Annotated in this window: 22 protein-coding genes; 6 read left to right on the forward strand and 16 right to left on the reverse strand. The window is 72.4% G+C overall.

The features are described 5' to 3' along the window. Positions 1-8: 8 nt before the first annotated feature. Positions 9-698, reverse strand: coding sequence for a sirohydrochlorin chelatase (locus tag ACUYMY_RS14190; protein ID WP_481704178.1), 690 nt, complete (start codon positions 696-698; stop codon positions 9-11). 71 nt (positions 699-769) lie between these two features. On the opposite strand from ACUYMY_RS14190, the gene ACUYMY_RS14195 reads away from it, so the two are divergent. Beyond that, a complete protein-coding gene (locus ACUYMY_RS14195; protein ID WP_481704179.1) occupies positions 770-1,195 on the forward strand; it encodes a hypothetical protein in 426 nt (141 codons plus the stop codon). Between the two features lie 252 nt (positions 1,196-1,447). Here ACUYMY_RS14195 and ACUYMY_RS14200 read toward each other — a convergent pair whose 3' ends face one another. The 4 genes from ACUYMY_RS14200 to ACUYMY_RS14215 form a co-directional block, all read right to left on the reverse strand. Then, a complete protein-coding gene (locus ACUYMY_RS14200) occupies positions 1,448-2,365 on the reverse strand; it encodes a DUF559 domain-containing protein (protein WP_481704180.1) in 918 nt (305 codons plus the stop codon). 230 nt (positions 2,366-2,595) lie between these two features. Beyond that, positions 2,596-3,699 carry a polyprenyl synthetase family protein gene (locus tag ACUYMY_RS14205; RefSeq protein WP_481704181.1) on the reverse strand — a complete coding sequence of 368 codons (1,104 nt, stop codon included), beginning with the start codon at positions 3,697-3,699 and terminating at the stop codon, positions 2,596-2,598. A 9-nt stretch (positions 3,700-3,708) separates the two neighbouring features. After that, positions 3,709-5,040 (reverse strand): geranylgeranyl reductase family protein, encoded by a 1,332-nt coding sequence (locus ACUYMY_RS14210; protein WP_481704182.1) that lies wholly within the window; start codon positions 5,038-5,040, stop codon positions 3,709-3,711. Between the two features lie 4 nt (positions 5,041-5,044). Further along, positions 5,045-5,809: a demethylmenaquinone methyltransferase gene (locus ACUYMY_RS14215; protein WP_481705064.1), complete on the reverse strand. Its 765-nt coding sequence runs from the start codon at positions 5,807-5,809 to the stop codon at positions 5,045-5,047. 46 nt (positions 5,810-5,855) lie between these two features. Between ACUYMY_RS14215 and ACUYMY_RS14220 the strand changes: the two genes are divergently transcribed. Continuing rightward, positions 5,856-7,286, forward strand: a complete 1,431-nt coding sequence (locus ACUYMY_RS14220) for an isochorismate synthase (protein WP_481704183.1) — start codon at positions 5,856-5,858, stop codon at positions 7,284-7,286. Between the two features lie 178 nt (positions 7,287-7,464). On the opposite strand, the gene ACUYMY_RS14225 is transcribed toward ACUYMY_RS14220, so the two are convergent. From ACUYMY_RS14225 to ACUYMY_RS14235, 3 genes are read right to left on the reverse strand one after another with little or no spacing between them, the layout of a single operon-like run. Further along, complete coding sequence (locus ACUYMY_RS14225) at positions 7,465-8,271, reverse strand: amino acid ABC transporter ATP-binding protein (RefSeq protein WP_481704184.1); 807 nt, start codon at positions 8,269-8,271, stop codon at positions 7,465-7,467. Continuing rightward, positions 8,268-9,239 carry an amino acid ABC transporter permease gene (locus ACUYMY_RS14230; protein ID WP_481704185.1) on the reverse strand — a complete coding sequence of 324 codons (972 nt, stop codon included), beginning with the start codon at positions 9,237-9,239 and terminating at the stop codon, positions 8,268-8,270. The genes ACUYMY_RS14225 and ACUYMY_RS14230 overlap by 4 nt, the downstream gene beginning before the upstream one ends. 5 nt (positions 9,240-9,244) lie before the next feature. Then, the gene (locus ACUYMY_RS14235) at positions 9,245-10,183 is read right to left on the reverse strand and encodes an ABC transporter substrate-binding protein (protein WP_481704186.1); all 939 of its coding nucleotides are present in this window, start codon (positions 10,181-10,183) and stop codon (positions 9,245-9,247) included. Between the two features lie 391 nt (positions 10,184-10,574). Here ACUYMY_RS14235 and ACUYMY_RS14240 point away from each other — a divergent pair, with 391 nt between their 5' ends. The 3 genes from ACUYMY_RS14240 to ACUYMY_RS14250 all read left to right on the forward strand — a co-directional run bounded on the left by ACUYMY_RS14240 (position 10,575) and on the right by ACUYMY_RS14250 (position 15,079). Further along, positions 10,575-11,474 carry a dioxygenase family protein gene (locus ACUYMY_RS14240; protein ID WP_481704187.1) on the forward strand — a complete coding sequence of 300 codons (900 nt, stop codon included), beginning with the start codon at positions 10,575-10,577 and terminating at the stop codon, positions 11,472-11,474. A 147-nt stretch (positions 11,475-11,621) separates the two neighbouring features. Beyond that, positions 11,622-12,728 (forward strand): hypothetical protein, encoded by a 1,107-nt coding sequence (locus tag ACUYMY_RS14245; RefSeq protein ID WP_481704188.1) that lies wholly within the window; start codon positions 11,622-11,624, stop codon positions 12,726-12,728. Further along, entirely contained in the window at positions 12,725-15,079 is a 2,355-nt protein-coding gene (locus ACUYMY_RS14250) for a zinc metalloprotease (RefSeq protein WP_481704189.1), read from the forward strand. The genes ACUYMY_RS14245 and ACUYMY_RS14250 overlap by 4 nt, the downstream gene beginning before the upstream one ends. A 39-nt stretch (positions 15,080-15,118) precedes the next feature. Here ACUYMY_RS14250 and menD read toward each other — a convergent pair whose 3' ends face one another. The 4 genes from menD to ACUYMY_RS14270 all read right to left on the reverse strand — a co-directional run bounded on the left by menD (position 15,119) and on the right by ACUYMY_RS14270 (position 20,964). Next, positions 15,119-16,813 (reverse strand): 2-succinyl-5-enolpyruvyl-6-hydroxy-3-cyclohexene-1-carboxylic-acid synthase, encoded by a 1,695-nt coding sequence (gene menD / locus ACUYMY_RS14255; RefSeq protein ID WP_481704190.1) that lies wholly within the window; start codon positions 16,811-16,813, stop codon positions 15,119-15,121. A gap of 51 nt (positions 16,814-16,864) precedes the next feature. Then, positions 16,865-18,988 (reverse strand): PhoX family protein, encoded by a 2,124-nt coding sequence (locus ACUYMY_RS14260; RefSeq protein ID WP_481704191.1) that lies wholly within the window; start codon positions 18,986-18,988, stop codon positions 16,865-16,867. A gap of 138 nt (positions 18,989-19,126) precedes the next feature. Continuing rightward, on the reverse strand, positions 19,127-20,143 hold the full coding sequence (locus ACUYMY_RS14265; RefSeq protein ID WP_481704192.1) for an o-succinylbenzoate synthase: 1,017 nt from the start codon (positions 20,141-20,143) through the stop codon (positions 19,127-19,129). 104 nt (positions 20,144-20,247) lie between these two features. Then, positions 20,248-20,964: a M50 family metallopeptidase gene (locus tag ACUYMY_RS14270; protein WP_481704193.1), complete on the reverse strand. Its 717-nt coding sequence runs from the start codon at positions 20,962-20,964 to the stop codon at positions 20,248-20,250. A 78-nt stretch (positions 20,965-21,042) separates the two neighbouring features. Here ACUYMY_RS14270 and ACUYMY_RS14275 point away from each other — a divergent pair, with 78 nt between their 5' ends. Then, complete coding sequence (locus tag ACUYMY_RS14275; protein ID WP_481704194.1) at positions 21,043-22,107, forward strand: LacI family DNA-binding transcriptional regulator; 1,065 nt, start codon at positions 21,043-21,045, stop codon at positions 22,105-22,107. A gap of 38 nt (positions 22,108-22,145) precedes the next feature. Here the strand turns inward: ACUYMY_RS14275 and ACUYMY_RS14280 are convergent, their stop codons facing one another. From ACUYMY_RS14280 to ACUYMY_RS14295, 4 genes are read right to left on the reverse strand one after another with little or no spacing between them, the layout of a single operon-like run. Continuing rightward, a complete protein-coding gene (locus ACUYMY_RS14280) occupies positions 22,146-23,501 on the reverse strand; it encodes a GH32 C-terminal domain-containing protein (protein WP_481704195.1) in 1,356 nt (451 codons plus the stop codon). Between the two features lie 13 nt (positions 23,502-23,514). After that, complete coding sequence (locus ACUYMY_RS14285) at positions 23,515-24,444, reverse strand: carbohydrate ABC transporter permease (RefSeq protein ID WP_481704196.1); 930 nt, start codon at positions 24,442-24,444, stop codon at positions 23,515-23,517. An 8-nt stretch (positions 24,445-24,452) separates the two neighbouring features. Next, on the reverse strand, positions 24,453-25,400 hold the full coding sequence (locus ACUYMY_RS14290; RefSeq protein ID WP_481704197.1) for a carbohydrate ABC transporter permease: 948 nt from the start codon (positions 25,398-25,400) through the stop codon (positions 24,453-24,455). Then, the gene (locus ACUYMY_RS14295) at positions 25,397-26,830 is read right to left on the reverse strand and encodes an extracellular solute-binding protein (protein ID WP_481704198.1); all 1,434 of its coding nucleotides are present in this window, start codon (positions 26,828-26,830) and stop codon (positions 25,397-25,399) included. Before ACUYMY_RS14295 ends, ACUYMY_RS14290 begins: the two co-directional genes overlap by 4 nt. Positions 26,831-26,884 lie beyond the last annotated feature (54 nt).

Below are 26,884 nucleotides of genomic sequence, written 5' to 3' on the forward strand. Positions count from 1 at the left end.
GCCCGGGGTCACTGCGCGGCGGCGAGGGCCGCGTCGTAGCGGTCCAGGGCGAGCTCGGCGATGACGGGCGAGGGCAGGAGCGGCGCGGCGACGGCGTCGGCACCGGCCTTGGCGAGCTGGTCGTGGAAGTAGCCGGGGGCCAGGAGGTAGCTCGCGACGACTACGCGCCCCTCCTCCTCGTCGCGCAGCTCCGACACGGCGTCGGGGACGCTCGGCCTCGCGCTCGCCCCGTAGCCGGGCAGGATCCGGTTCGGGACGAGGCGCCGCAGCATGTCGGCGAGCCGCTCGACGTCGACCGCGGCGCGCGGGTTCGAGGACCCCGCGGCGGCGAGCACGACGGCGTCCTCCGCCTCGAGGCCCGCCTGCCGGAGCCGCTCCGCGAGGAGCCCGGCGAGGCGCTCGTCGGGGCCGAGGGGCCCCGCGGCCAGGGTCCCAGGGCGGGACTTGACCGCCTTCGCGATGTCCACCTTGACGTGGTAGCCCACGCTCAGCAGGAGCGGGACGACGACGGCGCGCGCCCCCTCGGGCAGGCCGGCGACGACCTCCGGCAGTTCGGGGCCGTGGACGTCGACGTACGCGTCGAGGACGGTCAGGCCCGGGCGGGCGGCGCGGATCTGCTCGACAACCTCGAGGATCGCTGCCTTGCCCTCGGCGTTGCTGGTTCCGTGGGCGCAGGCCACGAGGATGTCGTCAGTCATGAGTGGAGCGTACCCCCGAGGGCGTTTACCCGGCCGAAACGAGGGCCGCGCCCGCGACTAGGATGAGCAGCATGAGCGAGATGTTCCTGGAGAAGTTCCGCGCGCTTGTCCCCAAGTACCTCGAGGATCCCTGGCAGCCCAGCGACGGCCTCTCCGAGGAGGAGCTCGACGGCGCGCTCGAGGAGCATGCTTTCTCGATCCCGCTCGCTCTGCGCGAGTTCTACCTCGCCCTGGGCGGGAGCGAGCTCATGGAGGCGTACCACTACTTCTGGGACCCCGAGGAGCTCGAGGTCGACGACGAGGGGTTCCTCATGTTCCTCGAGGACGAGGAGGAGCAGTTCACGTGGGGGTTCCGGTCCGGGGACCTGCGCGTGCCTGACCCGATCGTGTACCGCAAGAACAACGCGCGGGGCGAGTGGGTGTCCGAGGACGGAACCTTCTCCGAGTTCACGTTCGACATGTTCGAGTGGGTCTTCTCCGAGGACGACGAGGGCTAGCCCTGCTTCGGTGTGACTCTGGAGTTCACACATCATTGACGGGGTCTATTTGCTTTTTGACGGATCTGTCATATGCTTGATCGTGGGTTCACTACTTAGCCTCCAGTGGATCCGGGTGCGAACGGAAACGGCCCCGGGGAGCGGTTCTACCGCCTCCCGGGGCCATCCGCTTTAACCCACGTTGCCGGGTCACCTCCCAGCGTTGCGGGGTCACCTCCCAGCGTTGCGGGGTCACCTCCCTACGATGCGGGGTCAGCGGCTGCCGAGGTACTTCCGCAGCTCGGCCCGAACCCGGCCGAAATCGTCGTGTCTGTCCTCTGCCGTCACGATGATGACGACCCATCCGGCAGCTCGGAAAGCAGCGTCCCGGCGGGCATCGCGCTCGCGCTGCTCATCGCTCTCGTGATGGCCGCCGTCGTACTGGAGGACGACCTTGACGCTTCGGTAGCCCATGTCGCCACTGGGCGAGAAGGGGTCGTACGCCCGCAGCACGATCTGGAGTTCCGGCTCAGGGAATCCATAAGCGAGGAGACAGAGCCTCAAGAGCGTCTCCGGCACGGAGTCTGCCCCGACGCGCATGTCTGCCAGCGCAGCACGGCACTTAGCCACGCCCTGCATCTTCGGATGCGCCTGGAGCAGCGCAGCCAGAAGGCTCCTCGTGGCGTACGGGCGCTCCCGGCCCTCGAAGTCAGCCCGCGGGATGCGGATCAGCTGGTCACCGAGGGCCACGAGCGCCACAGGCCCTAGCTCGTTGCCGAGATCCAGCCATGTCCTGGCCGGACTGGTCACCCGGATTCCGGGTTCGACGTCGACCACCTCGTCGGGGCGAATCTTCACCCGGTGCCCGACAACGCCGGCACGTCTGACTCTCGGGAGCTCGGTGGGCTTGCTGAGGTGGAGCAGCGAATGGTCGTCAGCAGTGCCTGGAAGCCATAACCCGTGGATGGCGGCGGCCGTCCGATGCGATGCCCAGGCGCCTGGCGTCACGGCAAGGTGCGCTCGGACTCGATCGAGGAGCTCAGCCTGGCCCTCGCCGGGGACGTAGAGCTCTCGGCTCACGTGCCGAACGTCCTCGCGGAGCAGGGCGAAGTAGTCCAGGCCGTGGTGCCGGGCATCGGCGGCCGTGAAGGGGGTGTCGAGGAGCGCCGCGTGAGGCGCGGGAGCGTTCATGGCCACATGCTGGCACCAATGGTCCGAGCCGGCTCAGCGTTATCCACAGGCAGATGGGCCGAGAGGCATCGCTAGGCGCGAGCGCACTTCCCCTCCACAAGGCATCCACGGTCAGGGATGACCCTGCAAGGCTGGGAGGTGACCCCGCATCGTTGGGAGGTGACCCTGCAACGCTGGGAGGTGACCCCGCATCGTTGGGAGGTGGCCCCGCAGCGTTGGATGGGGCGGGGTTAGACGGTGCGGTCGACCACCGCGTCGGCGAAGGCGGCCAGCGAGGCCTTCACGACGCCCTCGGGCAGCGGCGCGAGCGCGGCCTTCGCGGCGTCGGCCCACTCGCGGGCCACGGCCCAGGCCTCCCGCGTCGCTGGGTGCGCGGCCAGGGCCTCGACCGCCCGGGCGAGGGCCTCGTCGCTCGTGAGATCCCCGTCGACGAGGGCGACGACGCCCGCTGCGGAGGCGTCGCCGTCGTCCGCAGCGCGGCGGGCGAGCAGGACGGGGAGCGTGGGGACGCCCTCGCGCAGGTCGGTCCCAGCGGACTTCCCGGACGAGGCCTTGCCGCCGGTCACGTCGATGACGTCGTCGGCGAGCTGGAACGCGACGCCGACCTTCTCGCCGTACTCCACGAGCACGGACTCGTACTCGTCCGGCGCGCCCGAGAAGATCGCCCCGAGCTGGCCCGAGGCCGCGATGAGCGAGCCGGTCTTGTCCGCGAGGACGGACAGGTAGTGATCGACCGGGTCCTCCCCCTCGCGCGGTCCGACGGTCTCGTGCAGCTGGCCGAGGCACAGGCGCTCGAAGGTGCGGGCCTGGATGGACAGGGCGCGGCCGCCGAGCTCGGAGACGAGGATCGAGGCGCGCGCGAAGATGAGGTCGCCCGTGAGGATCGCGACGGTGTTGCCCCACACCTCGTGCGCCGTGGGGGCGCCGCGGCGGTACGGGGCGGAGTCCATGACGTCGTCGTGGTACAGCGTCGCGAGGTGCGTCAGCTCGACGACGGCGGCCGCCTGCAGGACCTCGGGCCGCTCCGGGTCCCCGAGGTGCGAGCACAGGATCGTCAGGAGCGGGCGGATCCGCTTGCCGCCGGCCTCGACGAGGTGCCGGCTCGTCGCATCCGCGAGCGGGTCGGAGTTCGCGATTGCCTCGCGCAGGCGCTTCTCGACCCGGGCCATGCTCGTCGTGATCGCCGGGCCGAGCTCGGCGTCCTCCGCGATGGCGGCGAAGCCCACGGGGAGCTGGAGGCCGGCGGCGATCGCCGTGGTGGTCGGGGCCGGCTCAGCGGACTGCGGGCGTCCGTGCCCGGCATGCGTCCAGCTGTGGTCTCGAGAAGTCGTCACGGGTCAAGCCTAGCTTTCGGGGCGCCGGGCGGGCGCAGGCGTGCGGGGGCGGTGGGTGTTGGAGGTCGCGGGGACGAGCGACTCGAGGACACGGATCGCGGCGTCCGCCGGGCTCGTGCCCGGCCGGTCGGCGAGGTTCGCGAGGAGCCGCACGACGAGCCGCATGAGCGGCGGGATCGGCATGCCGGTCGCGAGCGCGGCGCGCATGACGGCGGGGTGCCCGATGAGCGCGGCGAACATCCGCCCGAGCGTGAAGTGGCTCCCCCACTCCGCGCGCACCCGGTCGGCGTAGGCGGCGAGGCGACGGTCGACGTCGGCCGCGGACGGGCGCGCGAGGCCCGCCGCGCGCTGGGCCGAGGCCGCGTCGACGAGGTACTGGGCCGCGAACCGGGCGGACTCCATCGCGTACGAGATGCCCTCGCCGTTGAAGGGGCTCACCATCCCGCCCGCGTCGCCGAGCAGGGCCATCCCCGGCACGACGTGCGGGGTGCGGTTGAAGCCCATCGGCAGCGCGGCGCCGCGCACCGGGCCGACCTGGTTCTCTTCGGTGAAGCCCCACTCCCCCGGCATGCCGGCCGTCCAGTCGCGCAGCACCTGGCGGTAGTCGAGCTTGCCGAACTCCTTGGAGGAGTTGAGGATGCCCAGGCCCACGTTCGAGGTGCCGTCGCCGACGCCGAAGACCCAGCCGTAGCCGGGCAGCGGCTTGCCGTCCCGGCCGGGCAGCTCGAGCCAGCCCTCCATCCAGTCGTCCTCGTGGCGGGGGCTCGTGAAGTACGTGCGGTAGGCGACGCCGAGCGGGCGGTCGTCGCGCTTGGCGAGCCCGTGCGAGACGGCGGCGCGGGTCGAGTTGCCGTCGGCGGCGAGCACGACGTCGGCGCGGAACTCGCGCGTCTCGCCCGTCCGCCGGCCGTCCCCGTCGAGGAGGTGGGCGCGCGCGCCCACGACGCGGCCGCCGTCGTCCATCACCTCGGTGACGGCGTGGCCCTCCAGGATGCTGGCGCCCGCGGTGCGGGCATGCTCGGCGAGCTCGGCGTCGAAGCCGAGCCTCGTGCGGATGAGGCCGTAGTCCGGGAAGTCGCCGAGGGCCGGCCAGGGGAGCTCGAGCGTGCGCCCGCCGGCGATGAGGCGTAGGCCACGGTTGCGCCGCCAGCCGTCCGCCTCGGCGTGCGGGAGGCCGAGGAGCTGGATCTCGCGGACGGCGCGCGGGGTCAGGCCGTCGCCGCAGACCTTCTCGCGCGGGAAGCGCGTCTTCTCGAGGACCGTGACCGGCACGCCGGAGCGCGCGAGGTAGTGGGCGGCGGTGGAGCCGGCGGGGCCGGCCCCGATGACGAGGACCTCCATCGGGTCAGCGCGTGCCGCGGCGGGCGCGGCGGGCCTTGGCGAGCGGGCCCGGTGTCGAGGCGGGGGCCTCGGGCTTGTGCGCCCGGTGCACCGCGACGATCCCGCCGGTCAGGTTCCGGTACGTCACGTTCTCCCAGCCGTCGGCGACGAGCCACGCGGCGAGGTTGTCCTGGTCCGGCCAGGCCCGGATCGAATCGGCGAGGTACACGTAGGCGTCCGGGTTGGAGGACGCGCGGCGGGCGATCTCGGGCAGGGCGCGCATGAGGTACTCGAGGTACATGGTGCGCCACAGGGGGTTGACCGGGGAGGAGAACTCCGCGACGACGAGCCGCCCGCCCGGCTTGGTCACGCGGAGCATCTCCTGCAGGGCCCTGTGCGGGTCGTTGACGTTGCGCAGCCCGAAGCTGATCGTGACGGCGTCGAAGGCGTTGTCGGCGAACGGCAGGTTCGTCGCGTCCCCGGCGATGAAGTCGATGTCCGGGCGGCGGCGCTTGCCGACCCGGAGCATGCCGAGCGAGAAGTCGCATGCGACGACGTCCACGCCGGCGTCCGCGTACGGCTCGGCGGAGGTGCCCGTTCCGGCGGCGAGGTCGAGGACGCGCTGGTGCGGTGCGGCGTCGACCGCGTCGACGACGACCTTGCGCCACCGGCGGGTCTGGCCGAGCGAGAGGAGGTCGTTCACGACGTCGTACCGGGGCGCCACCTCGTCGAACATGCTCGCGACTTCGTCGGGACGCTTCTCGAGGGATGCCCTGCTGCCTGCGCTGATCACCCGCACCATTGTGCCAAAGATTAGCGCGTACTCTTGATCCATCATGAGCCACCCCCTCCGCGCCCTCAGCATCGACCTGGGGGACGACTTCCCCGCCGAGGATCTGGCCGCTTTTCTCGCGGACGCGCCGAAGGCAAAGGGGGAGGCAGAGGGTGCAGCGGAGGGCGCGGTCCAGTGCTGGACGCGGCGCGGGGAGGGCCACCTGGGCTTCGGCGAGGCGGCGCGGTTCACGGTGACCGGCCCCGAGCGGTTCATCGAGGCCGAGGCGTGGTGGAAGCACCTCGTGCTCGAGGCCGAGGTCGACGACGCCGTCGGCCACCCGGGCACGGGCCCGCTCGCCTTCGGCAGCTTCGCATTCTCGAAGACCTCCCGGTTCCTCTCGCGGCTCATCGTGCCCGAGATCGTGCTCGGCATCCGCGACGGGCGCGCGTGGGCCACGCAGCTGAGCACCGACGGCACCGTGCCAACCGAGGCCTCGCTGCGGGACGCGGTCGCGCGGATCGTCGCCGCGGGCGGCCCGCGGGCTGCGGCGCACGACGGCGCCCGCTCGCCGTCGGCCGACCCGGCGCACGACGGCGCGCACTCGCCGTCGTCCGCGCTCTCGCCGTCTGCAGCCCTGCCACCGGCGGCGCATCGCCACGCCGCGCTCCTGCCGGGCGCGCTCGGCCAGCAGCGCTGGATGGATGCCGTGGCCGCCGGGGTGCGGCACATCCGCGCGGGCGAGCTCGAGAAGCTCGTGCTCGCGCGGGACATCGTCGTGGAGGACGCCGCCGGGATCCCGCGCGCCGAGGTGCTGCGGCGGCTCGCGGCGGCCTACCGGGACACGTGGGTGTACGGCGTGGACGGCCTCGTGGGTGCGACGCCGGAGATGCTCATCCAGGTCGAGGGGCGCACGGCGCAGGCGCGCGTGCTCGCCGGCACGCTCGACCGGCGCGACGCCGTCGGGCAGGGCGACGGGTACCCCGCGCGGGTGCTCGCGGGCTCGGCGAAGCAGCGGCACGAGCACGAGATCGCGATCCAGTCCCTCACCGTGGCGCTCGAGCCGTTCTCCGAGGCCATGAACTCGCACGAGGAGCCGTTCATCCTCGAGCTGCCCAACGTGTTCCACCTCGCCTCGGACGTCAAGGCCGAGCTCGCGGAGGTCGAGGGGCACGTGCCGACGTCGCTCGCGCTCGTGAACGCGCTGCACCCGACGGCCGCAGTGTGCGGGACGCCGACCCTCGTCGCGGGCGCCCTCATCCGCGAGCTCGAGGAGCTCGACCGGGGTCCGTACGCCGGCCCCGTGGGCTGGCTCGACGGCGCGGGGAACGGCGAGTGGGGCATCGCGCTGCGCGGCGGGGTCATCGAGACGCCGACCACGATGCGCCTGTACGCCGGCTGCGGCATCGTCGAGGCGTCGCAGCCGCAGGCCGAGCTCGCCGAGACCTGGGCCAAGTTTCGCCCCATGCTCGAGGCGCTCGGCATCGAGCGCTAGAACTTCTGGCCAGTCGGCGGGCAAGATCTGGCCGGTCAGTGGGCCGGATCTTGGCCGGTCACATGACGAGACGTGGCCACTCAACGGTGGGGAAGTGATTCCTCAGCCAAGAGGACATGACCCCTCAACCGGAGATACCGGTTGAGGGGTCATGTCCCTTCCCTTGTGTGGCCCATCGTCAGAGGACCCGGCTGAGGAAGCCCTTCGTGCGCTCGTGCTGGGGGTTGGCGATGACCTCACGGGGGTTGCCCGATTCGACCACGACGCCGCCGTCCATGAAGGTCAGGGTGTCTCCGACCTCGCGGGCGAAGCCGATCTCGTGCGTCACGACGACCATGGTCATGCCGGACTTGGCGAGGTCCTTCATGACGTTGAGCACATCGCCGACGAGCTCGGGGTCCAGCGCCGAGGTCGGCTCGTCGAAGAGCATGAGCTCGGGGTCCATCGCGAGCGCCCGGGCGATCGCGACGCGCTGCTGCTGGCCGCCCGAGAGCTGCGCCGGGTAGTGGTTCGAGCGGTCGGACAGGCCCACGCGGTCGAGGAGCTCGAGCGCGCGCCGCTTCGCCGTGGCCCTGTCCTGGCCCTTGACCTGGACGGGGGCCTCCATGACATTCTCGACGGCCGTCATGTGGCCGAAGAGGTTGAAGCGCTGGAACACCATGCCGATGTTGCGGCGCTGGCGCGCGATCTCCTTGACGCTGAGCTCGTGCAGGCGCCCCCTCTTCTCCCGGTAGCCGACGAGCTCGTCGTCGACGTAGATCCGGCCGGCGCTGATCGTCTCGAGCTGGTTGATGCAGCGCAGGAGGGTTGACTTGCCCGACCCGGACGGGCCGATGAGGACGGCGACCTCGCCCTGCCGGACGGTCATGTCGATCCCCCGCAGCACATGGTGCTCGCCGAAGAACTTGTGCACGCCCTCGATCCGGACGAGCTCCTTCGCCCCGGGGGCGAGGTGGTGGGTGGTCTCCGCAGCGGGTGCGCTCATCGTCCGCTCTCCTCGGTCTCGCCGCCGGTCACGGCGGTCGTCCTGCCGGCCTGCGCCGCCTTCACCGCCGCGGGATTCACGGCGACGGGGGCGAGGACGTCGATGCCCTTCCCGTAGTGCCGCTCGATGTAGTACTGGCCGACCATGAGGATGCTCGTGATGACGAGGTACCACGTGGCCGCGACGATGAGCAGCGGGATGGGCAGGTAGGTCCGGTTCGCGAGCGAGTTCGTCACGAAGGTCAGGTCGAGGGTGAACGGCACGGCCAGGACGAGCGAGGTCGTCTTGAGCATGCCGATCGTCTCGTTGCCGGTCGGCGGGACGATCACGCGCATGGCCTGCGGCAGGATGATCCGCCACATGATCCTGGCCTTGCGCATGCCGAGGGCCTCGGCGGCCTCCATCTGGCCCTTGTCCACGGACTTGAGGCCCGCGCGGAAGATCTCCGCGAGGTAGGCAGACTCGTTCAGGCCCAGGCCGAGCACGGCAGCCCAGAAGGCCGTGAGCACGTCCTGGGTGCTGAAGCTGAACAGCTCCGGCCCGAACGGGACGCCCAGGGCGATCTTGGGGTAGAGCACCGCGACGAGGCCCCAGAAGATGAGCTGGGTGTACACGGGGGTTCCGCGGAAGAACCAGACCCAGACCCAGCTGGCCCAGCGGAAGATCGGGTTGTCCGACTGCCGCATGAAGGCCAGGAGGATGGCGAGGACGATCGCGATGGCCATCGACAGGACCGTCAGCAGGAGCGTCCAGCCCACGCCGCGGACCACGTTGACGTCGAGGATGTACAGGGCCACCGTCTCCCAGTGGAACTGGGGGTTCGTGGCGAGGCTCTGGCCCGCGAGGACCAGGAGGAGGACGATGAGGGCGGCGCCGACCCATCGGCCGGGATGGCGCACCGGAACCGCCTTGATGAGCTCCGGCGCACCGCCCTTCGCGGTGGCCTCTTCGGCCTTGTGAACAGTCATGGTCATCAGACGGCCGGGTTGACCTCGGCGGCGGGGATCGCGCCGTCCTCGTTGTTCCAGGCCGTGAGGATCTTCTTGTACGTCCCGTCCTCCATGAGGCTCGTGACCGTCTTCTGGATCAGCTGCGTGAAGGCCATGTCGCTCTTGGCGACGGCGATGCCCTGCGGCGAGGAGTCGTAGGTGTCGCCGATCTTCTCGACGGCGCCGTTCGTCTGGGTGATCGCGTAGCCGATGATGGGCGAGTCGGCCGCCATCGCGTCGATCGAGCCGTTGACCAGGCGCGTGTTGATGTCCGTCTGGGTCTTGAGCGTGACGATCTCGATGGGCGGCTTGCCCTCGTCCTTGCACTTCTTGTTGCGGTCCGCGAGGTCCGGATCCTCCTGGACGGTGCCCGTCTGGACGCCGACCTTCTTGCCGCACACGTCGTCGAGGGAGAAGTTCTTGGGGTTGCCGCGCTGGACGGCCCACGAGGTGCCGGCCTTGAAGTAGCTCACGAAGTTCACGGCGGCGAGGCGCTCGGAGTTGATCGTGAAGGAGGAGATCCCGAGGTCGTACTTGGGGCCGAGGGCCGGCAGGATGCCGGTGAACTCGGCGGTCTGGATGTCCGCGGTCAGGCCGAGCTTCGCGGCGATCGCCTTGGCGAGGTCGACGTCGTAGCCCATGGGCGTCTGGTTGTCGGACCCGCCGAGGAACTCGGCCGGAGCGTAGGAGGTATCCGATCCCACGATGAGCTTGCCCCTGGACTTGATCGCGTCGGGGACCTGGGCGGCGAGAGAGTCGTCCTTCTTCACTGAGGCCGGGTCGAACGCCGGTGCCGCGGACGCCGTTCCGCCCGTCTGCGCAGACCCGCCGGTCTCCGAGGCGTTGGTGCAGGCCGTGAGCGTGAGGGCCCCGACGGCGAGAACTGCGACGCCGGTGGCGGCGAGCTTCGCGGAGAAAGTCATATCTCTACCTTTACTTGGAGGTACCTGTCAAAAGTGCTAAGCGACGCCTCATCCTACCCCGTCCCCAGTGGAATGAGATGTGCATCACAGGCAACTAATGTTTCACCATTGGACAACAGACCGGGGGCGGAATCAAGTCCGGAGCGCCGAGGGCATTCTGGGATTCCGGACGGCCAGGCGCGCCGAATCGCGACCAGACCACCGATCCAGCCGCGAGCCTACAGAGAGGACAGCGCAGCTGAGGCTCTCACGAGAGAAGACCCAGAGATCCTGTCGCTCAGGCGACGAATGTGCGGGCGTGACGCTCGTCACCCTGACGCTCGGTCGTCACAGCGAGCCCCTTCCCCCAAGGCCATAGCCGCCGACTGGGGTTCCCGGCCACCATGAACACATGACGCACACGCCCCACCCGGACCACGACCGCGGCCTCGAGTTCGATCTGGCCACACTCCTCACGCGCCGGCGGGCCCTCGGCCTCGCCCTCGGCGCCGGCGCGACCGCCGCCCTCGCCGCGTGCACGCCCGGCACGGGCCAGGGCCCGACGGCGACGACGACGGCGGCGGCCGCCTCGCCGTCGTCCTCCGCGCCCGGGAGCGGCACGGCGACGGGCAGCGCCGCGGCGACCCCCTCCCCCACGGTGACGCGCGCGATCGCCGAGTGCGGCGTCGAGATGCCCGGCGAGACCGGCGGGCCCTTCCCCGGCGACGGCACGAACGGGCCCAACGTCCTCGAGGAGTCCGGGATCGTGCGCAGCGACATCACCGGCAGCTTCGGGGGCGGGGAGATCAACCGCGCCGAGGGCGTCCCGCTCACGCTCACACTCACGCTCCTCGACAACGCCAACGGGTGCACCCCGCTCAAGGGAGCCGCAGTCTACGCGTGGCACTGCGACAAGGACGGCCGGTACTCGATGTACGACCCCGGCTATCTCGACGAGAACTTCCTCCGCGGCGTCCAGGAGGCGAACGCCGACGGCCAGGTCACCTTCACGACGATCTTCCCGGGCGCGTACAACGGCCGCTGGCCCCACATCCACTTCGAGGTCTTCGACTCGCTCACCAACATCAACTCGACGGGGCAGGTGCTCAAGGTCAGCCAGGTCGCGCTCACCGAGGCCGCGTGCAACGACGTCTACGCGACCCCCGCCTACGCCACGAGCCGGCGGAACTTCCCCAACACGCCGCTCAGCCGGGACACGGTCTTCCGGGACGACGGCGCCGTGCACCAGCTCGCGGCCATGACGGGCAGCGCCGCGGCCGGGTACACGGCGACCCTCACCGTGACCGTTTAATCCCCCTACCGAGGCCCTCTCGGCGTCTCACCCGAGGCAGCGGTTTGGCGCAGCAGGCCGCTGGGTACTTGCCCCCGTGGTAGTGACGACAAGAGAACGGCCGCTTCCTCGGCGCCTCCTGCGCCGGACGGCCGTAGAGGGGGAATCATGACTACCGACGACTTCACACCCTTGACCCCGGAAGGGGACTCCGCACCCCTGACCCCGGACGAGCTCGCCCAGGAGGGCGTGACGGCCCTGCCGGACAAGGAGGTGGTCTCCATCCTCGACCTCGCGGCCGACATCGACCTCGCGATCGACGGCGCGGCGCCCATCGACCTGGCGGTGGCGCTGAACGCCAACGTCGTGGCGCCGATCGACGGAGCCGTGAGCGCCAACCTCCTGAGCGACGGCTCGATCGCCGAGTCGCTGGCAGACCAGGGCGTCCAGGTCACCCAGACGGTCCAGGCGGACGCCGTCGCAACCGGCATCCAGGACAGCTCGATCGACCAGGGCGACACCGAGGAGCCCGCCGCCGAAGGCGACCAGCAGGCCAGCCTCCTGGCCGCACCGGCAGGTACCGAGCTGGCCGACGGCGCCGCGGCCGCTGCCGCGGTCGAGCCGGTCGACGGCAGCGTGGTCGTCAACTCGGCGGGCACGATCATCGGCACGCTCGACTCCGCGACGGGCAACGTCCTGGCCCCCGACGGCAGCGTCCTCGGCACGCTCAACGAGACGACCGGCGTCGTCGTCGACACGGCCGGCAACCTCATCGGCACGGTCACGAACATCGTGGACGGCGCGTCGATCCTCGATGGTGCCGGCAACGTCGTCGGCACCCTCGATGCCGCGACGGGCAATGTCGTGGACGCCGCCGGCAACGTGATCGGCGCACTGAATCCGCTCACCGGCCAGGTCCTCGACGCCGCGGGCAACCTCGTGGGCACGACCGGCGAGGTGGTCGACGACGTCACGGACGCGATCACCCGGCTCAACACGGGCGACCTGCTCAAGGGCGACCTCCTCAACGTCGACGTCAACGTCGACCTGGATGCGGACCTTGCCGCGCCGATCAACGGCGCCGTCGCGGCGAACGCCAACGTCGCGGCGCCCATCGACGCCGCTGTGGCTGCCAACATCCTGTCCGAGGACTCCCAGTCGACGGCCATCGCCCAGCAGGACGCGATCATCACGCAGTCCATCACCGGCGAGGCCGTGGCGACCTCCGACCAGGTCTCCGACATCGACCAGTCCTCCACTGAGCCGACGCCATGAGCACGCTCGTCGACGCCCCAGCGCGCGTCGACGGCGTTCAGCTCCTCGGCGAGATGGTGGGGTCCGGGTACCGGACCCCACCTGCCCTCGTGAGGCGGCACGACGGGCAGGTCCTCCAGCTCACGCCCCTGCTCTATCTCGTGCTGAACGCCGCGGACGGCCGGCGCGGCCATGCCGAGATCGCCGAGCTCGTTGGGCGCGGTCTCGGCCGCGCCGTCACCGAGGCCGACGTCCGGGCCCTGGTCGACGGCCACCTCAGGCCGCTCGGCCTCATCGCGAACCCGGACGGCTCCGAGCCTGAGCTCAAGCGCTCGAATCCCCTGCTCGGCCTCAAACCGCGGTTCGCGATCACCGACCCGCAGACCACCCGGCGGCTGACCGATCCGTTCCGGGTGCTGTTCAGGCCCCTCGCCGTCTCAGCGGCCCTGGCCTGCTTCCTCGCCGTCGTGGCGTGGGTCTTCTTCGACCGGGGCCTCGGCGCCTCGGCCTACGACGCCTTCGAGCGGCCGCACCTGCTCCTGCTCGTCTTCCTCGTGTCGGTGCTCTCGGGGGGCTTCCACGAGTTCGGGCACGCGGCGGCGGCCCGCTACGGCGGCGCCGTGCCGGGCGCGATGGGCGCGGGCCTCTACATCGTGTGGCCGGCCTTCTACACCGACGTCACGGACAGCTACCGCCTCGGGCGGGCCGGCCGCGTCCGCACAGACCTCGGGGGGCTGTACTTCAATGCGATCGTCGTGGTGCTCACGTTCGCCGTCTGGTGGTGGACGGGCTGGGAGGCGGTCCTGCTCCTGGTCGCGACCCAGATCCTCCAGATGGTGCAGCAGCTCCTCCCGCTCCTGCGCTTCGACGGCTACCACCTGCTGGCCGACCTGACCGGCGTCCCGGATCTCTACCGACGGATCAGGCCGGCCCTCCTCGGGCTCCTGCCGCATCGGTGGAACTCGCCCGAGAACAGGGTGCTCAAGCCGTGGGCGCGGGCGGTGATCACGCTCTGGGTGCTCGTGACGATCCCGCTCATGGCGCTCCTGCTGATCGCCCTCGTCGCGGCGGTCCCACGCCTCGTGGGCAGTGCCTGGGCGGCCCTCCGGGACGACGCCGGCGTGGTCGCCGCCGCGTGGGGCTGGGGCCGCTCCCTCGACGTGGCCGGCCACTCCTTCGAGATGCTTGCCGTCGGCCTACCCGTGGTGGCGTGCGCGCTGATCCTCGGCCGCATGGCCACGCGATGGCTCCTGGGCCTCGCGCGGTGGAGCCGCGGCTCCACGGTCAAGCGGGTGGCCGCGGCCGCGCTGAGCGCATCCCTCATCACTGCCGCCGCGTGGGCATGGTGGCCCCACGAGGGAAGCTACCGGCCCATCGAGCCCGATGAGAGGGGGAATCTCGCCGCCCTCGTCGACGGGGTCCAGACCGCGGCGGGCATGCGCCCCGCAGCGACGGGCGAGACGCCCGTCCGGCCGGCCGGTGGCACCGCCGCGCAGGGGCGGCTGGCCAGCGGCAAGCCTCTCGTGGCGGTCTTCGAGGAGGGCGCCGAGCTGCCCACCCGGGACAAACCCGCCCTCGCCATGGTGCTTGTTCCCCGCGAAGCCGGCGCCAGCATGACGTCGTCCGCGGACGGCGGCGCCGGGCCGGGCACGGCCGGCGGGGACCAGTCCGACGCGTGGGTGTTCCCGTTCGACGCGCCGCTGCCCCCCGCAGAGGGCGACAACCAGGCCCTCGCCGTGGCGACGGCGGACGGCGCCGCGACCTACGACCTCGCCTTCGCGCTGGTGTGGGCCGAGGGCGAGGAGGTGCCCAACGTGAACGAGGCCCACGCCTACGCCTCGTGCACGGACTGCGTCGCCGTCGCGGTCGCCTTCCAGGTCGTGCTGATCATGGACGACGCGCGGGTCGTGGTCCCGCAGAACCTCGCCGTGGCCGCGAACTACGACTGCTACCGGTGCATCACCGCCGCGATCGCGAACCAGCTCGTGCTCTCGCTCGAGGAACGGCCCGGCGAGGAGGAGCTGCTGGCCCTCGGCGACGTCTGGGGCCGGCTCACGGACTTCGCGCACGCCATCAGGACCTTCTCCCTGAGCGAGATCACGGCGCAGCTCGAGTCCTTCAAGGCCGAGATCGTCGGCATCCTCGGCCAGGCCCCGCCCGTCGAGCCGGCCGTGTCCCCGACTCCGGGGCCGGCCGAGGGCTCAGTCCCCGGGGCGACGGAACCGCCGTCGACCGCGGCGACAACCGCGCCCGCGCCAGCCGGGACGACGCCGTCCGAGTCGTCGCCGTCCGAGACGACGTCCCCGGCGCCCCCGACGCCTGAGACGACCTCCCCCGCGCCCGCCGAGCCGACGCCTACCCCGACCCCGTGAGGGCCGCGCGGCCTGCCCAGAGCGACGTCGGAGCCGCGCTCACCCGCCGTGGCGCGTCGCCTCCCCGACCGCCTCGCGGATCCGCGCGTGCAGCCCCCGCAGGCCAGACCGGTCCACGCGCGCCTCGACGACCTCGCGTCCCCCGGACCGGGGCGCCGCGAGCGCGGCCGCGGCCTCGGCCTGGGTCCGCACGACCGTGTGCCGCAGCCCGTACGCGGCCGAGAGGGCGCGCAGGTCCACCCGGTGCGGGGTGCCGAAGAGGCGCTCGACGGCGGACGCCGCACCCGGGCGGGTCGCGGCGTCCCCGCCGACGGCCCCGTGCTCGAGGAGGCCGAAGATCGCCCCGCCGGCGTCGTTGAGCACGATGAAGCGGAGGTTCGGCTCGGCCTCGCCGAGGCCGAGGAGCAGCCCGCCGGCGTCGTGCAGGTAGGTCAGGTCCCCGAGGAGCACGGTCGTCTCGGCGCGGTTCCCGAGCCAGAGCCCGGCGGCGGTGGAGACCGTGCCGTCGATGCCGGAGAGGCCGCGGTTCGCGAAGACCCGCGCGGCGGGCTCGGTGTGCGGGGCCGCGGCGAGGTCGACGTCCCGGATCCCGTTGGAGGAGCCGAGCATGAGCTGGCCCGCGGCGTGCCGCCACACGAGCTGGGCCAGCCGCGGCCCGTTCAGCGCGGCGCCGGGCGCCGAGAGCAGGCGGTCGATGGCCTCCTGCGCCGCCGCGCCGGCGAGCAGCCACGCGTCGAGCCAGCCCTCGGCGCCCCGGCCGGCGAAGACCGAGAGCTCGTCGAGGTCCGCGACGAGGCGCTCGCGGCGCCGCCCCTCGCTGAACCACGCGACCGGCCGCGGGTGGTAGAGCGCGGTCTCGACGCCCTCGCGGGCGAGCAGGGCCGTCACCGGGCGGGAGAGCGTGGGCCGGCCGAACAGGACGACGCGCTCGATCTCCTTCCCGGGGTGGCCGTCGAGCAGGAGCCGGTAGGGGCCGACGGCGTGGCTCCCGTACCGCGCGTTCGAGGACGGCTCGGCGAGCAGCGGCAGGCCGTGCGCGGCCGCGAAGGCCTCGGCGAGCGGCCCGGCGCCGTGGCCGGCGAGCACGACCGTGCGCCGCGGCGGGAGGCCCCCGTACGCGGCGACGATGGGCCGCTCGAACCCCAGCTGCAGCTCCCAGCCGGCCGACCCGCCCACCGGGGGCTCCCAGCCGTCCTCCGGCACGAGCGGGTCCCGGAAGCACAGGTTGAGCTGGACGGGGCCTGGCGGGATGCCGTTCAGCACGCCGGAGGCCGCGCTGAGCGCCGTGCTCACGGCCGACGACGGCGGCTCGCCCGCCGCGACGGAGCTCGCGAAGCGCACGTGCTCGCCGAAGAGGTCGAACTGCTCGGTGGTCTGGTTGGCGCCCGTGCCGTGGAGGTCCTCTGGCCGGTCCGCCGAGAGCACGACGAGCGGGACCTCCGCGTGGTTGGCCTCCATGATCGCCGGCACGAGGTTCCCGACGGCCGAGCCGCTCGTGGTGAGCACCGCCGTCGGCCGCGACGAGGACAGCGCGGCGCCGAGCGCCGTGAAGCCGGCCGCGCGCTCGTCGACGCGCACGGCCAGCTCGAGCAGCCCGCGCCCCTCCGCCTCCGCGAGGGCGTAGGCCATGGGGGCGCTGCGCGAGCCAGGGCTGACGACGGCGAAACGGACGCCGCCCGCGAGGAGTCCGGAGACTGCCTCGCGGGCGGCGTCGAGGGAACTGAGGGGGCTCACGCCCCCATCCTAGGCAGGCCGGCCGGGGCGGGCCCCATCCGGCCGCCAGGGCTAGCGGGCCTGCGCGGCCGGGAAGACCTGCACGACGGCCGGGCGCGGGCCGGAGAACTGGCCCGGGCCGGCCGGGACGCCGGCGGGCACATAGTCCGGGAAGTACGAGTTGGGCGCCGCGTAGGTGCCCTCCTCGCCCGGGTGCTGGACCGAGACGAACACGTGCCGCTCGGCGTCGCGGACGATCGGGCCGCACGTCTCGGCGTCGCGCGGGACGGAGAGGAACTGCTCGACCTTGCCGCGCTCGGCGCCCTCGAGGGTCACCTTGAAGAGGCCGTCGTTGTAGCCGATGCCGCTCGGGGCGCCGTCGGTGGAGATCCACAGGTTGCCAACCGAGTCGAACGCGAGGTTGTCCGGGCACGAGATCGGCGAGACCTGCTCCTTCGGGAAGCCCGAGAAGTAGACCGTGTCGCCCTGGGCGTAGTCGCCGCAGAGCATGAGGAGGTTCCACGTGAACGTCGTGGCGGTCTGGTCGCCGCCGTCCTCGGTGATCTCGACGATGTGCCCGTCGCGGTTCTGCGTGCGGGGGTTGACCTCGTCGGCCACGGCATTGCTGCCGACGCCGCGGTTCGAGTTGTTCGTGCACGCGACGTAGACCTTGCCCGTGAGCGCGTTCGGCTCGACGTCCTCGCAGCGGTCCATCTTGGTCGCCCCGGCGAGGTCCGCGGCGAGGCGCGTGTAGACGAGGACCTGCTCGGTGGTCATGCCATCGATCGCCGAGACGCCGTCGACGACGAGCGGGAGCCACGCGCCCGTGCCGTCGAACGCGCCATCGGACGGCAGCTTGCCGGAGCCGTCGATCTCGGCTGCCGGGGAGTCGCCGGAGAACTTCGCGACGTAGAGGCTGCCGGCCGAGAGCAGGGTCTTGTTGTGCTCACGGTCCGCGGCCGTTCCGCCGGCGCGGTAGGTGTCCCGCGAGACGAACTTGTAGAGGTAGTCGAAGCGCTCGTCGTCGCCCGTGTAGGCGACGACCTTGCCGTTGGCGGCGACGTGGATGTTGGCGCCCTCGTGCTTGAGGCGGCCGAGCATGGTGTGCTTCTTCGGGGTCGACGTCGGGTCGAGCGGGTCGACCTCGACGATCCACCCGAAGCGGTTGGGCTCGTTCTCATATCCGGCGTTGTTGCCGTTGAAGCGGGGGTCGTCGAGCTCCCACCTCTGCGAGGTCGCCGAGGTGGTGAGGCCGTACCGCTTCTGCTCCGGGCTCACGGCCTTGGCGTCGAGCGAGTTCACGTTCTTGCCCACGAAGAAGCCGTTGAAGTTCTCCTCGCCCGAGAGGACCGTGCCCCACGGGGTCACGCCGCCGGAGCAGTTGCCGAGCGTGCCCTTGACCCAGCGGCCAGCCGGGTCGTCCTTGGTCTTGAGCAGGTCGGACCCGGCGGCCGGGCCGGTGAGCTCGTACGTCGTGTCCATGAGGAAGCGGCGGTTGCGCGGGGCACCCTTGACGTAGCTCCAGGCCTCGGAGGTGTTCTTGCGCTCGAGCTCGACGACGGTCAGGCCGTGGGCAGCGCGGGCGACGGCGCGGGCGCGCGCGGGGTCGGCCGCCAGCTCGGCGTCGGAGAACATGAGGGCGTTGTTCGTGTACTCGTGGTTCGCGAACAGCACGGCGTTGCGGCCCTTGGAGCCCTCGAGCTCGATGATCGCGGAGAAGTCGTTGTTGTAGCCGAACTGGCGGGCCTGCGCCTCGGGGGTCTGGTTCGCGGCGTCGAACGCAGGGGCGTCGTGGAACAGCGGGTCGCCCCAGCGGATGATCGGCTTCCACGCGTAGCCGCCGGGGACCGTGAACTCGTCGACGGTGTAGTTCACCGGCGAGATCGGCGTGAAGTCGAGCTTGGTCGGGGCGGCGGTCTTCACGGCCTGGGACAGCCCGGCGGCATCGGCCCGGCCGGTGCCGGTGCCCGTGAGCGCGAGCGTGAGGGCGCCGGCGAGGCCGAGCCCGAGGGCCGAGCGGCGGGAGAGCTGGCCCTCGACGATGTCGCGGAAGTAGTTGTTCTTCGAGGTGTTGCACACCTCGCCTGCGCACGCGTTGTCGCACTTGAGCGCGCACGTGACGGCGCTGCGCTTGCCGCGGACGTGGCCGAGCATGGGCAGACCGAGCAGGGTGGGGCGCTGGTTCTCAGCGGGCATGGGATCCTCCGGAGCGTCTGGGCACGAACGTCCCCACGGAACCAGTCCGAGACGACGCGGGATCCACCCAGAGGTTAACTGAAGGCAAACTCCCTTTTCCGCCGGCGCCCTTCCACCGGGGACGAGGCTGCGCTAGGGTCAGGCCGCGAGCACCGCGTGGCACCGCCCGAGCCGCTCGAGCCACCAGCGCCGGCGCTCCTCGGGCGCGGCCCACTCCTCGAGGAGGCCCGGATCCGGGATGGCCCGCGCGGCGAGCGCGGGGCCGGCCGGCAGGAAGCCGCCGTCGGGCACGAGCGGCGAGGCCACGACGTCGGCCGCAAGCAGCGCGCCGGTGCCGAGCCCGCACGCGTGGGGCAGCTCGGGCAGCGCCGCGGCGAGCGCCGTGCCGGCGGCGAGCCCCACCGAGGTGTCGAGGGCGGAGCTCACGACGGCGGGCAGCCCGGCCTCGCGCACGATCGCCAGGGCCCGCCGCACTCCCCCGAGCGGCGCGGCCTTGACGACGATGAGGTCCGCGGCGCCGGCGCGGGCCACGCGCAGCGGGTCCTCGGCCTTGCGCACGGACTCGTCGGCCGCGATGCGAACGGGCGTGCCGCGCGCGGCGAGCAGCGCGCGGACCTCGGCGAGGCCGTTGACGCCGGCCACGGGCTGCTCGGCGTACTCGAGGCCGAAGGGCTCGAGCTGCCCGAGCGCCTCGACGGCCTCCGCGACGCTCCAGCCGGCGTTCGCGTCCACGCGCAGCGCCGCCTCGGGCAGGGCCTCGCGCACGGCGGCGACGCGGCCGAGGTCGTCCGCGAGGGTCTGGCCCGCCTCGGCGACCTTGACCTTGACTGCCTCCACCGGGCCGAACGCCGCGAGGACGTCGGGCACGCGGGCGGCCGGGACGGCGGGAACGGTGGCGTTGACGGGCACGCGCGGCCGCACGGCCGCCGGGAAGCCCTCCCACGCCGCCTCGACGGCGCTCGCGAGCCAGCGCGCCGACTCGGCGTCGCCATACTCGAGGAACGGGGCGAACTCGCCCCAGCCCGCCGGCCCCTCGAGCAGGAGCGCCTCGCGCTCCGTCACACCGCGGAACCGCACGCGCAGGGGGACGCGCACGACGGCGGCGCGCGCCGTGAGCTCCTCGAGGTCGGGCAGGCGCGGGGCTGGTTCGGTCATGCTGCCACTCTAGAGACTGCTGAAGAACGGGGGTGGCGGGTGACGCGGGGATCTGGGAGCCGGGGGCCGCCGCAGTTCCCCGGCATGAGGCTCCAACTCCAGAGTCAGGCCAGGATGGTCCAGGCCGCCGCCCCACAGCCGCCGATCACGGCCGCGAAGGCGCCGAGCCACAGGACGGCGGGGACGCCCGTGCGCTGGGCGAGGATGAAGGCGTCCGAGCTCGCGAGCTCGCGGCGCCGGCCGGTGTGGACCGAGACGAGGTTCCACCAGTCGCGGGCTGCGCCGAGCAGGAGGCCAATCCCGCCCGCGAGCGCGACGTGCGTCTGGGCCTCGGGCGGCACGACGACGACCATCGCGCCGGCAGCGACGATCGCCCCCGCGAGGATCAGGACGCCCTGGCCGTTGCGGACAAGCGCGAGCGCGACGACGAGCACGAGCACGGCGCCCGAGAGCGAGGCCCGGCCCCATCCCGCCGAGGCGGCCCAGACGAGGCCGAGGCCCGCGAGCGCGGGGGCGGGGTAGCCCCAGAAGCCGAACCAGACCGAGCGGCCCCGGCCCACGCCGTGGGTCGTGCCGCCCTGGTCCATGCGCAGGGTGATCCCCGTGATCCTCATGCCGGTCGCGATCCCGGCGAGCGCGTGACCGAGCTCGTGCACGATCGTGACGAAGCGGCCGAAGTGGCGCCACAGGGCTGGCACGAGGCACAGGGCCCCGGCAGCGGCCAGGACGAGGGCCAGCTCGAGGGTTCCGACGGACGGCGGCACCGTCCGCGCGAATCCCGACGCGAAGGCTGCCCACCACTGTTCCCATGCCTGCTCCACGTCCCCGACCCTAGCGGAGGCTCCTGTGAGAGGGCCGGGCACCTCGGCGACCGCACACGTGTCAGGTACACTGCGGCCATGACCCGCAAGGCCACAGCCCTCGACGTCGCGCGGCGCGCCGGAGTGTCCCGCAGCGCCGTCTCCCTCGTGCTCAACGGACGCGGGGAGGGCAACGTCGCCAAGGAGTCCCAGCGGCGGATCCTCGCGGCGGCGGCCGAGCTGAACTACACCCCCAATGCGATCGCCCGCAGCCTCCGCGACCAGCGGACCCGCGTCATCGGGCTCGTCTCGGACGCGGCCGTCACGAGCCCATTCGACGGCGAGATCATCGCCGGGGCGGACGCCCTCGCCCGCAGCCGGGGCTTCGTGACCCTGGCGACAGACACCGAGCAGGACGCGGAGCGGGACCTCGACGCCGTGAAGACGCTCCTGGACCGGCGGGTCGACGGGCTCATCTATGTCACGGTGGGCCTGCACGAGCTCCACGTCCCCCAGGGCATGCTGACCCTGCCCGCCGCGCTCGCCAACTGCTACGCCTCGCCGGACTCCCCGCCCGGGGCCGGGGCCCTGACGTCCGTCCAGCCCGACGAGGTGGCCGGGGGGCACGACGCCGCCGCCCACCTCATCGCCCTGGGCCACCGGCGGATCGCCTTCCTCGGCGGCGAGTACTCCTCCCCCGCCGTCGCGCTGCGGGAGGCGGGCTTCCGCGCGGCCATGGCGGAGGCCGGCCTCCCGGTGCGCGAGGACTGGGTGCTCGAGGGCGGCTTCGACATCGCCCCCGGGCACGCCGCATCCACGGCCCTCCTCTCCGCGCCCGCGTCGGAGCGCCCCACCGCGCTGCTCGCGGGCAACGACCGCGCCGCGGTGGGCATGGTGCTCGCCGCCGCCCGCCTCGGCCTCGACGTGCCGCGCGATGTCTCGATCATGGGCTACGACGACGAGCGACGCGTCGCCGCCGTCATGATTCCGCCGCTGAGCACCGTGCAGCTGCCGCTGCGGCGGATCGGCGAGGAGGCCATGCGTGCGGTGCTCGCAGCCCTTGACGACGGCGGGCCGGGCCGGGCACAGCGCTCGGCGGGCGAGCCGGTCCTCATCCCCTGCGAGCTCGTCCCGCGCGAGTCCACCGGGCCCGCGCCCGCCTGAGGAGCGTCGTCCCCTTAGGCCGCCGAGCGCCGCGAGGGTCAGGCCGGGACGGCCAGGCGCCAGGCCCTGGCCGTGACCCCGGCGCCGAGCTCGAGGCGGTACTCCTCGGCGCCGTCGGGGTAGGCCCGCAGGGTCGTCGCCGCACCGCCGCCGCGGTACACCTCGATGATCGAGGCGTCCACGAACACGCGCAGCTCCTCCCCCTCGGCCACTTCCCCGCTCCACACCGTCGCCCCGCCCAGCATGAGGCGCACCGGGCCGGAGCCGGTGACCACCGCCTCGGCCTGGTCGGGCAGCGCACGCCGGGCGGCGCCGTCGTGCGCCAACCCCGGCAGCTCTTCCGCCCGCAGCGCCGCCAGCTCGGGCGCCGGGGCGAGCTCGAGGGCGTCATCGCGCACCCGCAGCTCGCGCGGGAAGGTCAGGAGCCCGGACCAGCCCGCGGCGTCGCAGTCCTCCTCCGACCGACCGCGCACCCCGGGCGGGGCTGCCTCCTTCGCCCAGCCCCACACGAGCACGCGGTCCCCGGCCTGGATCGCCTGGGGCGCGTAGAAGGAGCCGCCCAGGTCGGTGATGCCGTGCGTCCGGGGCGAGAAGGCGGGCAGGCCGGTTGCCTCGTCGAGCGCCAGGGACCCGACCAGGTGCCCCACGCCGGTGAGCTCGTGGTCGCGCCAGAGCGAGACCACGGCCACCCACGCCTCGCCCGATCGCACGAGCTGCGGGCATTCCCAGACGTTCGCGGCCGGCAGCCCGGCGGCGACGGGTTCCTCCGACGTGAGCCAGACGCCGTGGTACTCCCAGGCCTCGAGGTCGTCGGCGGCGTAGAGCAGCAGGGCGGCGTGCCCGGTGTCCAGCCCCGCGCCCTGGATGGCCCAGCGCCGGCCGCCGAACTCGAAGAGGAACGGGTCCCGGACGGCGACGACGCGCGGGTCCTCCGGCATCCCGGCGGCGACGGCGCCCTCCTGCGTCCACTCCCCGAGGTCCCCCGAGCCGCGGGCCAGCGTGACCTGCGAGCGCCCGGACGCGTCCTCCACGCCGGAGTACACGGCCGTGGGGATCCCGGCGTCGAGGGTCACGACGCCGGTCCAGCACCCGTAGGCGTCCGGCCCGCCCTCCTGCGGCGCCAGGGCGATCGGGTGCCCCTCCCAGCGGACGAGGTCCGGGGAGCTCACGTGCCCCCAGTGGATGCGGTGGTGCCGGGCGGACTCCGGGTTGTACTGGAAGAAGACGTGCCAGCGCCCGTCGGCGAAGACGATGCCGTTCGGATCGTTGACCCAGCCCCGGGCGGGGCGCGGGTGCAGGCGGGGGAAGGAGCGGTCGGGGTGGCCGACGGCGGCAGGCGCCCCGGCGACGGGGGCTGCGGCAGGTGCCGTGTGCGCTGTATGGGCCGAGGTCATGGACGGGTGCCTCCTACTTGCCCGCACCGGCCGTGAGGCCGTCGCGGAGGGAGCGCTGGCCGACGAGGAAGACGGCCAGGGCGGGGATCATGGACAGGACGACGCCGGCGAGGACCACCGAGATGCTCCCGGTGCCCATATTCCCCTGGAGGGACACGAGGCCGAGGGGCAGCGTGAAGTTCTGCTCGGAGATGGTCAGGATCAGGGGCCGGAAGAACTCGTTCCAGTGGAAGTTGAACGCGAGGATGCCCACGATCGCGAGGCCCGGCATGGCCAGCGGCGCGTAGACCGAGCGGAAGATGCGGAACGGGGACGCGCCGTCGATCGCCGCGGCCTCCGCGAGCTCGGCGGGCAGGCCGAGGAAGTACTGGCGCATGAGGAATGTCCCGAACGCCGTGGGGATGGCCGGGAGGATGAGCGCCAGGAGCGTGTCGGAGAGGCCCATGCCGCGGATGAGCATGAACACCGGCACGATCGTGACCTGCACGGGGACCATCATGGTGGCGAGCACGAGGGAGAACAGGGCGCCCTTGCCGCGGAATCTCAGGAACGCGAACGCGTACCCCGCGAGCGCGGCGGAGACCATCTGGCCGACGGCGATGAGCCCGGTGACGAGCGCGCTGTTGAGCACGAGCAGGGCCATGTCGACCTGCTTGAACACCTGCGCGTAGGAGGTGACGTCGGGGTTCAGCGGCAGGAACGACGGCGGGAGCCGGAGCGAGTCGGCCGGCGGGCGCAGCGACGTGGAGAGCGTCCAAAGCACGGGCCCGAGCGTGAGGGCCGCGGCGAGGACGAGCACGGCGACACGGCCGGCGAGGGACCAGTCGAACGGACGACGGCGGCGGCTCGCCGGGGCGTCAGGGTGGAGGTCCCGGCCGGCGCGGGTTCCCGGGCGGGCACCCCGGTTCGAGGGGGCGGGGGCGGAAGAGGCGGTGGTGGTCATGTCAGGCCTCACTGGTAGAAGACGAAGCGCTTGCTGAGCCGGAACTGGAGGGCCGTCACGGCCATGATGAGGAGCATGAGGACCACGCCGATGGCGGAGGCCTTGCCGAATTCGAGGCGCTGGAACGCGGTCTCGAAGATCACCATGACGGCGGTGCGGGTCGAGTCCCCGGGGCCGCCGCGTGTGAGGACGTAGGGCTGGTCGAAGACCTGGAGCGCGTTGATGATCGCCATGACGGAGGCGACGAGGGTCGTGGGGCTGATGAGCGGCAGGGTCACGTGGCGGTGCCTGCGCCAGCCCGTGGCGCCGTCGATCGACGCGGCCTCATAGGTCTCCTGCGGGATCGAGGACAGGGCGCCGAGGAACAGCAGGAACGAGAAGCCGAAGTTCTGCCACCCGTAGACGAGCACGACGACGCACGCCGACCCGGCCGGCGTCGTGAGCCACGGGACCGCCGGCACGCCGACCGTGCCGAGGAGCCAGTTGACCACCCCGAACTGCTCGTTGAAGAGGTACTTCATGAAGATCGAGACGCTCGCCGCGGAGAGGATGAGCGGGAAGAAGAACGCGGACCGGAAGAACACGCGCAGCCAGTTCGGCAGCCGCTCCTGGACGAGGACGGCGAGCCCGAGCGCGACGCCGAGCTGGAGCACGACGGCGACGACCACGAAGCCGATCGTGTTGCCGAAGGCCACCCGCACCGTCGGGTCGGAGGCGATCTCGGTGAAGTTGGCGAGCCCGGCGAACTGCGGGGCGCTGATGATGTCCCAGCGGAAGAACGCGAGGAGGACGGAGGCGACGATGGGGACGAGCGTGAACACGCCCATCCCGACGATCGTCGGCGCGAGGAACAGCCAGGCCATGGCCCGGGAGCCGCGGGCCGCCGACGGCGACGCGCCGGGAGCGGGGGCCGGGCCGGGGCGGGCGGGGCGGGGCCGGGCGAGCGCGGTGCTCATGGGGTCCTCCTGAGGGCGAGCTCGAGGTCGCCCTGGAGCGAGGCGAGCGCGGCCTTGAGCTGCCGCTCGTCCCCGCTCACGGCGAGCGAGACGTTCTTGATGAGGGCGGTTTCGACGGCGGCCTGCTGGGGCGGCGCGGGGATGGGGCCGGTCGTGGGGAACCGGTCGAGGGTGTCGTAGAAGACCTTCCAGTGCGCCGGGCCCTTGCCCGCGTAGAGGGCCTCGTTGACCATCGAGCGGCGGGCCGGGGTCGTGGAGGGGGTGGAGAAGATGAGCTCCATGGCCTCGCGCGAGGCGCTGAACTTGACCCACTCCCACGCGGCGTCCTTGTCCTTCGCGGTCTTCATGATCGCGTAACCGGCGGTGCCGAACTGGTGGCGCTGCGCGGCCGACGCCGGCCCGCTCGCCCAGCGCGGGAAGAACGCGACGTCGAACGCCTCGGGCCCCATGCCGGCCTCGGCGAGGCCCTGGACCCAGTAGCCGCCCGCCGGCGTCGTGCCGATCCGGCCCGAGGCGAAGAGCCCGACGAGGGAGTTCCCGCCGCCCTCCTCAGGCCGGACCCCGAGGCCGTCCTGGACCAGCCCCCGGAGGAAGTCGAAGGTCTCGACGACGCGAGGGTCCTCCGCGTTGGGCGTCTCCCAGAGGTACCCGCCGGAGCGGGACGCCCGCGAGGGATCCGTCCCGTAGAAGCGGTCCCAGAGCCAGTCGCCTCCCGCGGCGCGCTCCTCCGTCAGGAACGACGTGCCGTTGGCGTAGAGCCACGGGACGACGCCGCCGAAGAGCCGGTTCGTCCAGTAGTACGGGGTGAAGCCGTCCGGGTTCGCGCGGCGCATGGCGGCAAGCGCCGCGCGGAAGTCGAGGTGCGTCCAGTCGTCGGCGGGGCGGGAGAGGCCAGAGGCCGCGAAGACCGAGGTGTTGTAGTACATGTTGGCCGCGTTCCAGTCCAGGGGGAGCTGGTACAGGCTGCCGCGGTACATGAACGCCTCGACGAGGCTCGGGTGGACGTCGGCGAAGTACTCGGCCATGGCGTCCGCGTCCCGGCGGACGAACTCGTCGAGGGGCTCGGCGAGCTTCTCGGCGAAGAGCTGCGCCCCCTCGGTGGCGACGTAGACGACGTCGGGCGGGTTGCCGGCGGCGACCATCGTGAGGATCTTGCTGAAGAAGTCCTTCCAGTCCACGGCCTGGATGGCCTGGACGCGGACCCTGATCTCGGGGTGGAGGCGCCGGAACGCGTCCACCGCCTTCTGCCGGGCCGCGGCGTCGGCCGCCGTGCCGAGGATCGCGATGCTGAGGCTGCCGTCGTTGCGGCCGGGGATGTCGGTTCCGGTGAGGCGGGGCCACGAGGCCGCCGTCGCCCCGAGGATTCCTACACCGAGGGCACCGAGGGCGGTTCGCCGCGAGATGTCCCGCAGCCGGATGGAGTCGCCCATGACTCTCCTTTGAAGGTTGTACGGCACACGGGCCGCGCCTAACACGTGTTAGGA

This window comes from Sinomonas sp. T428B (assembly GCF_056780155.1).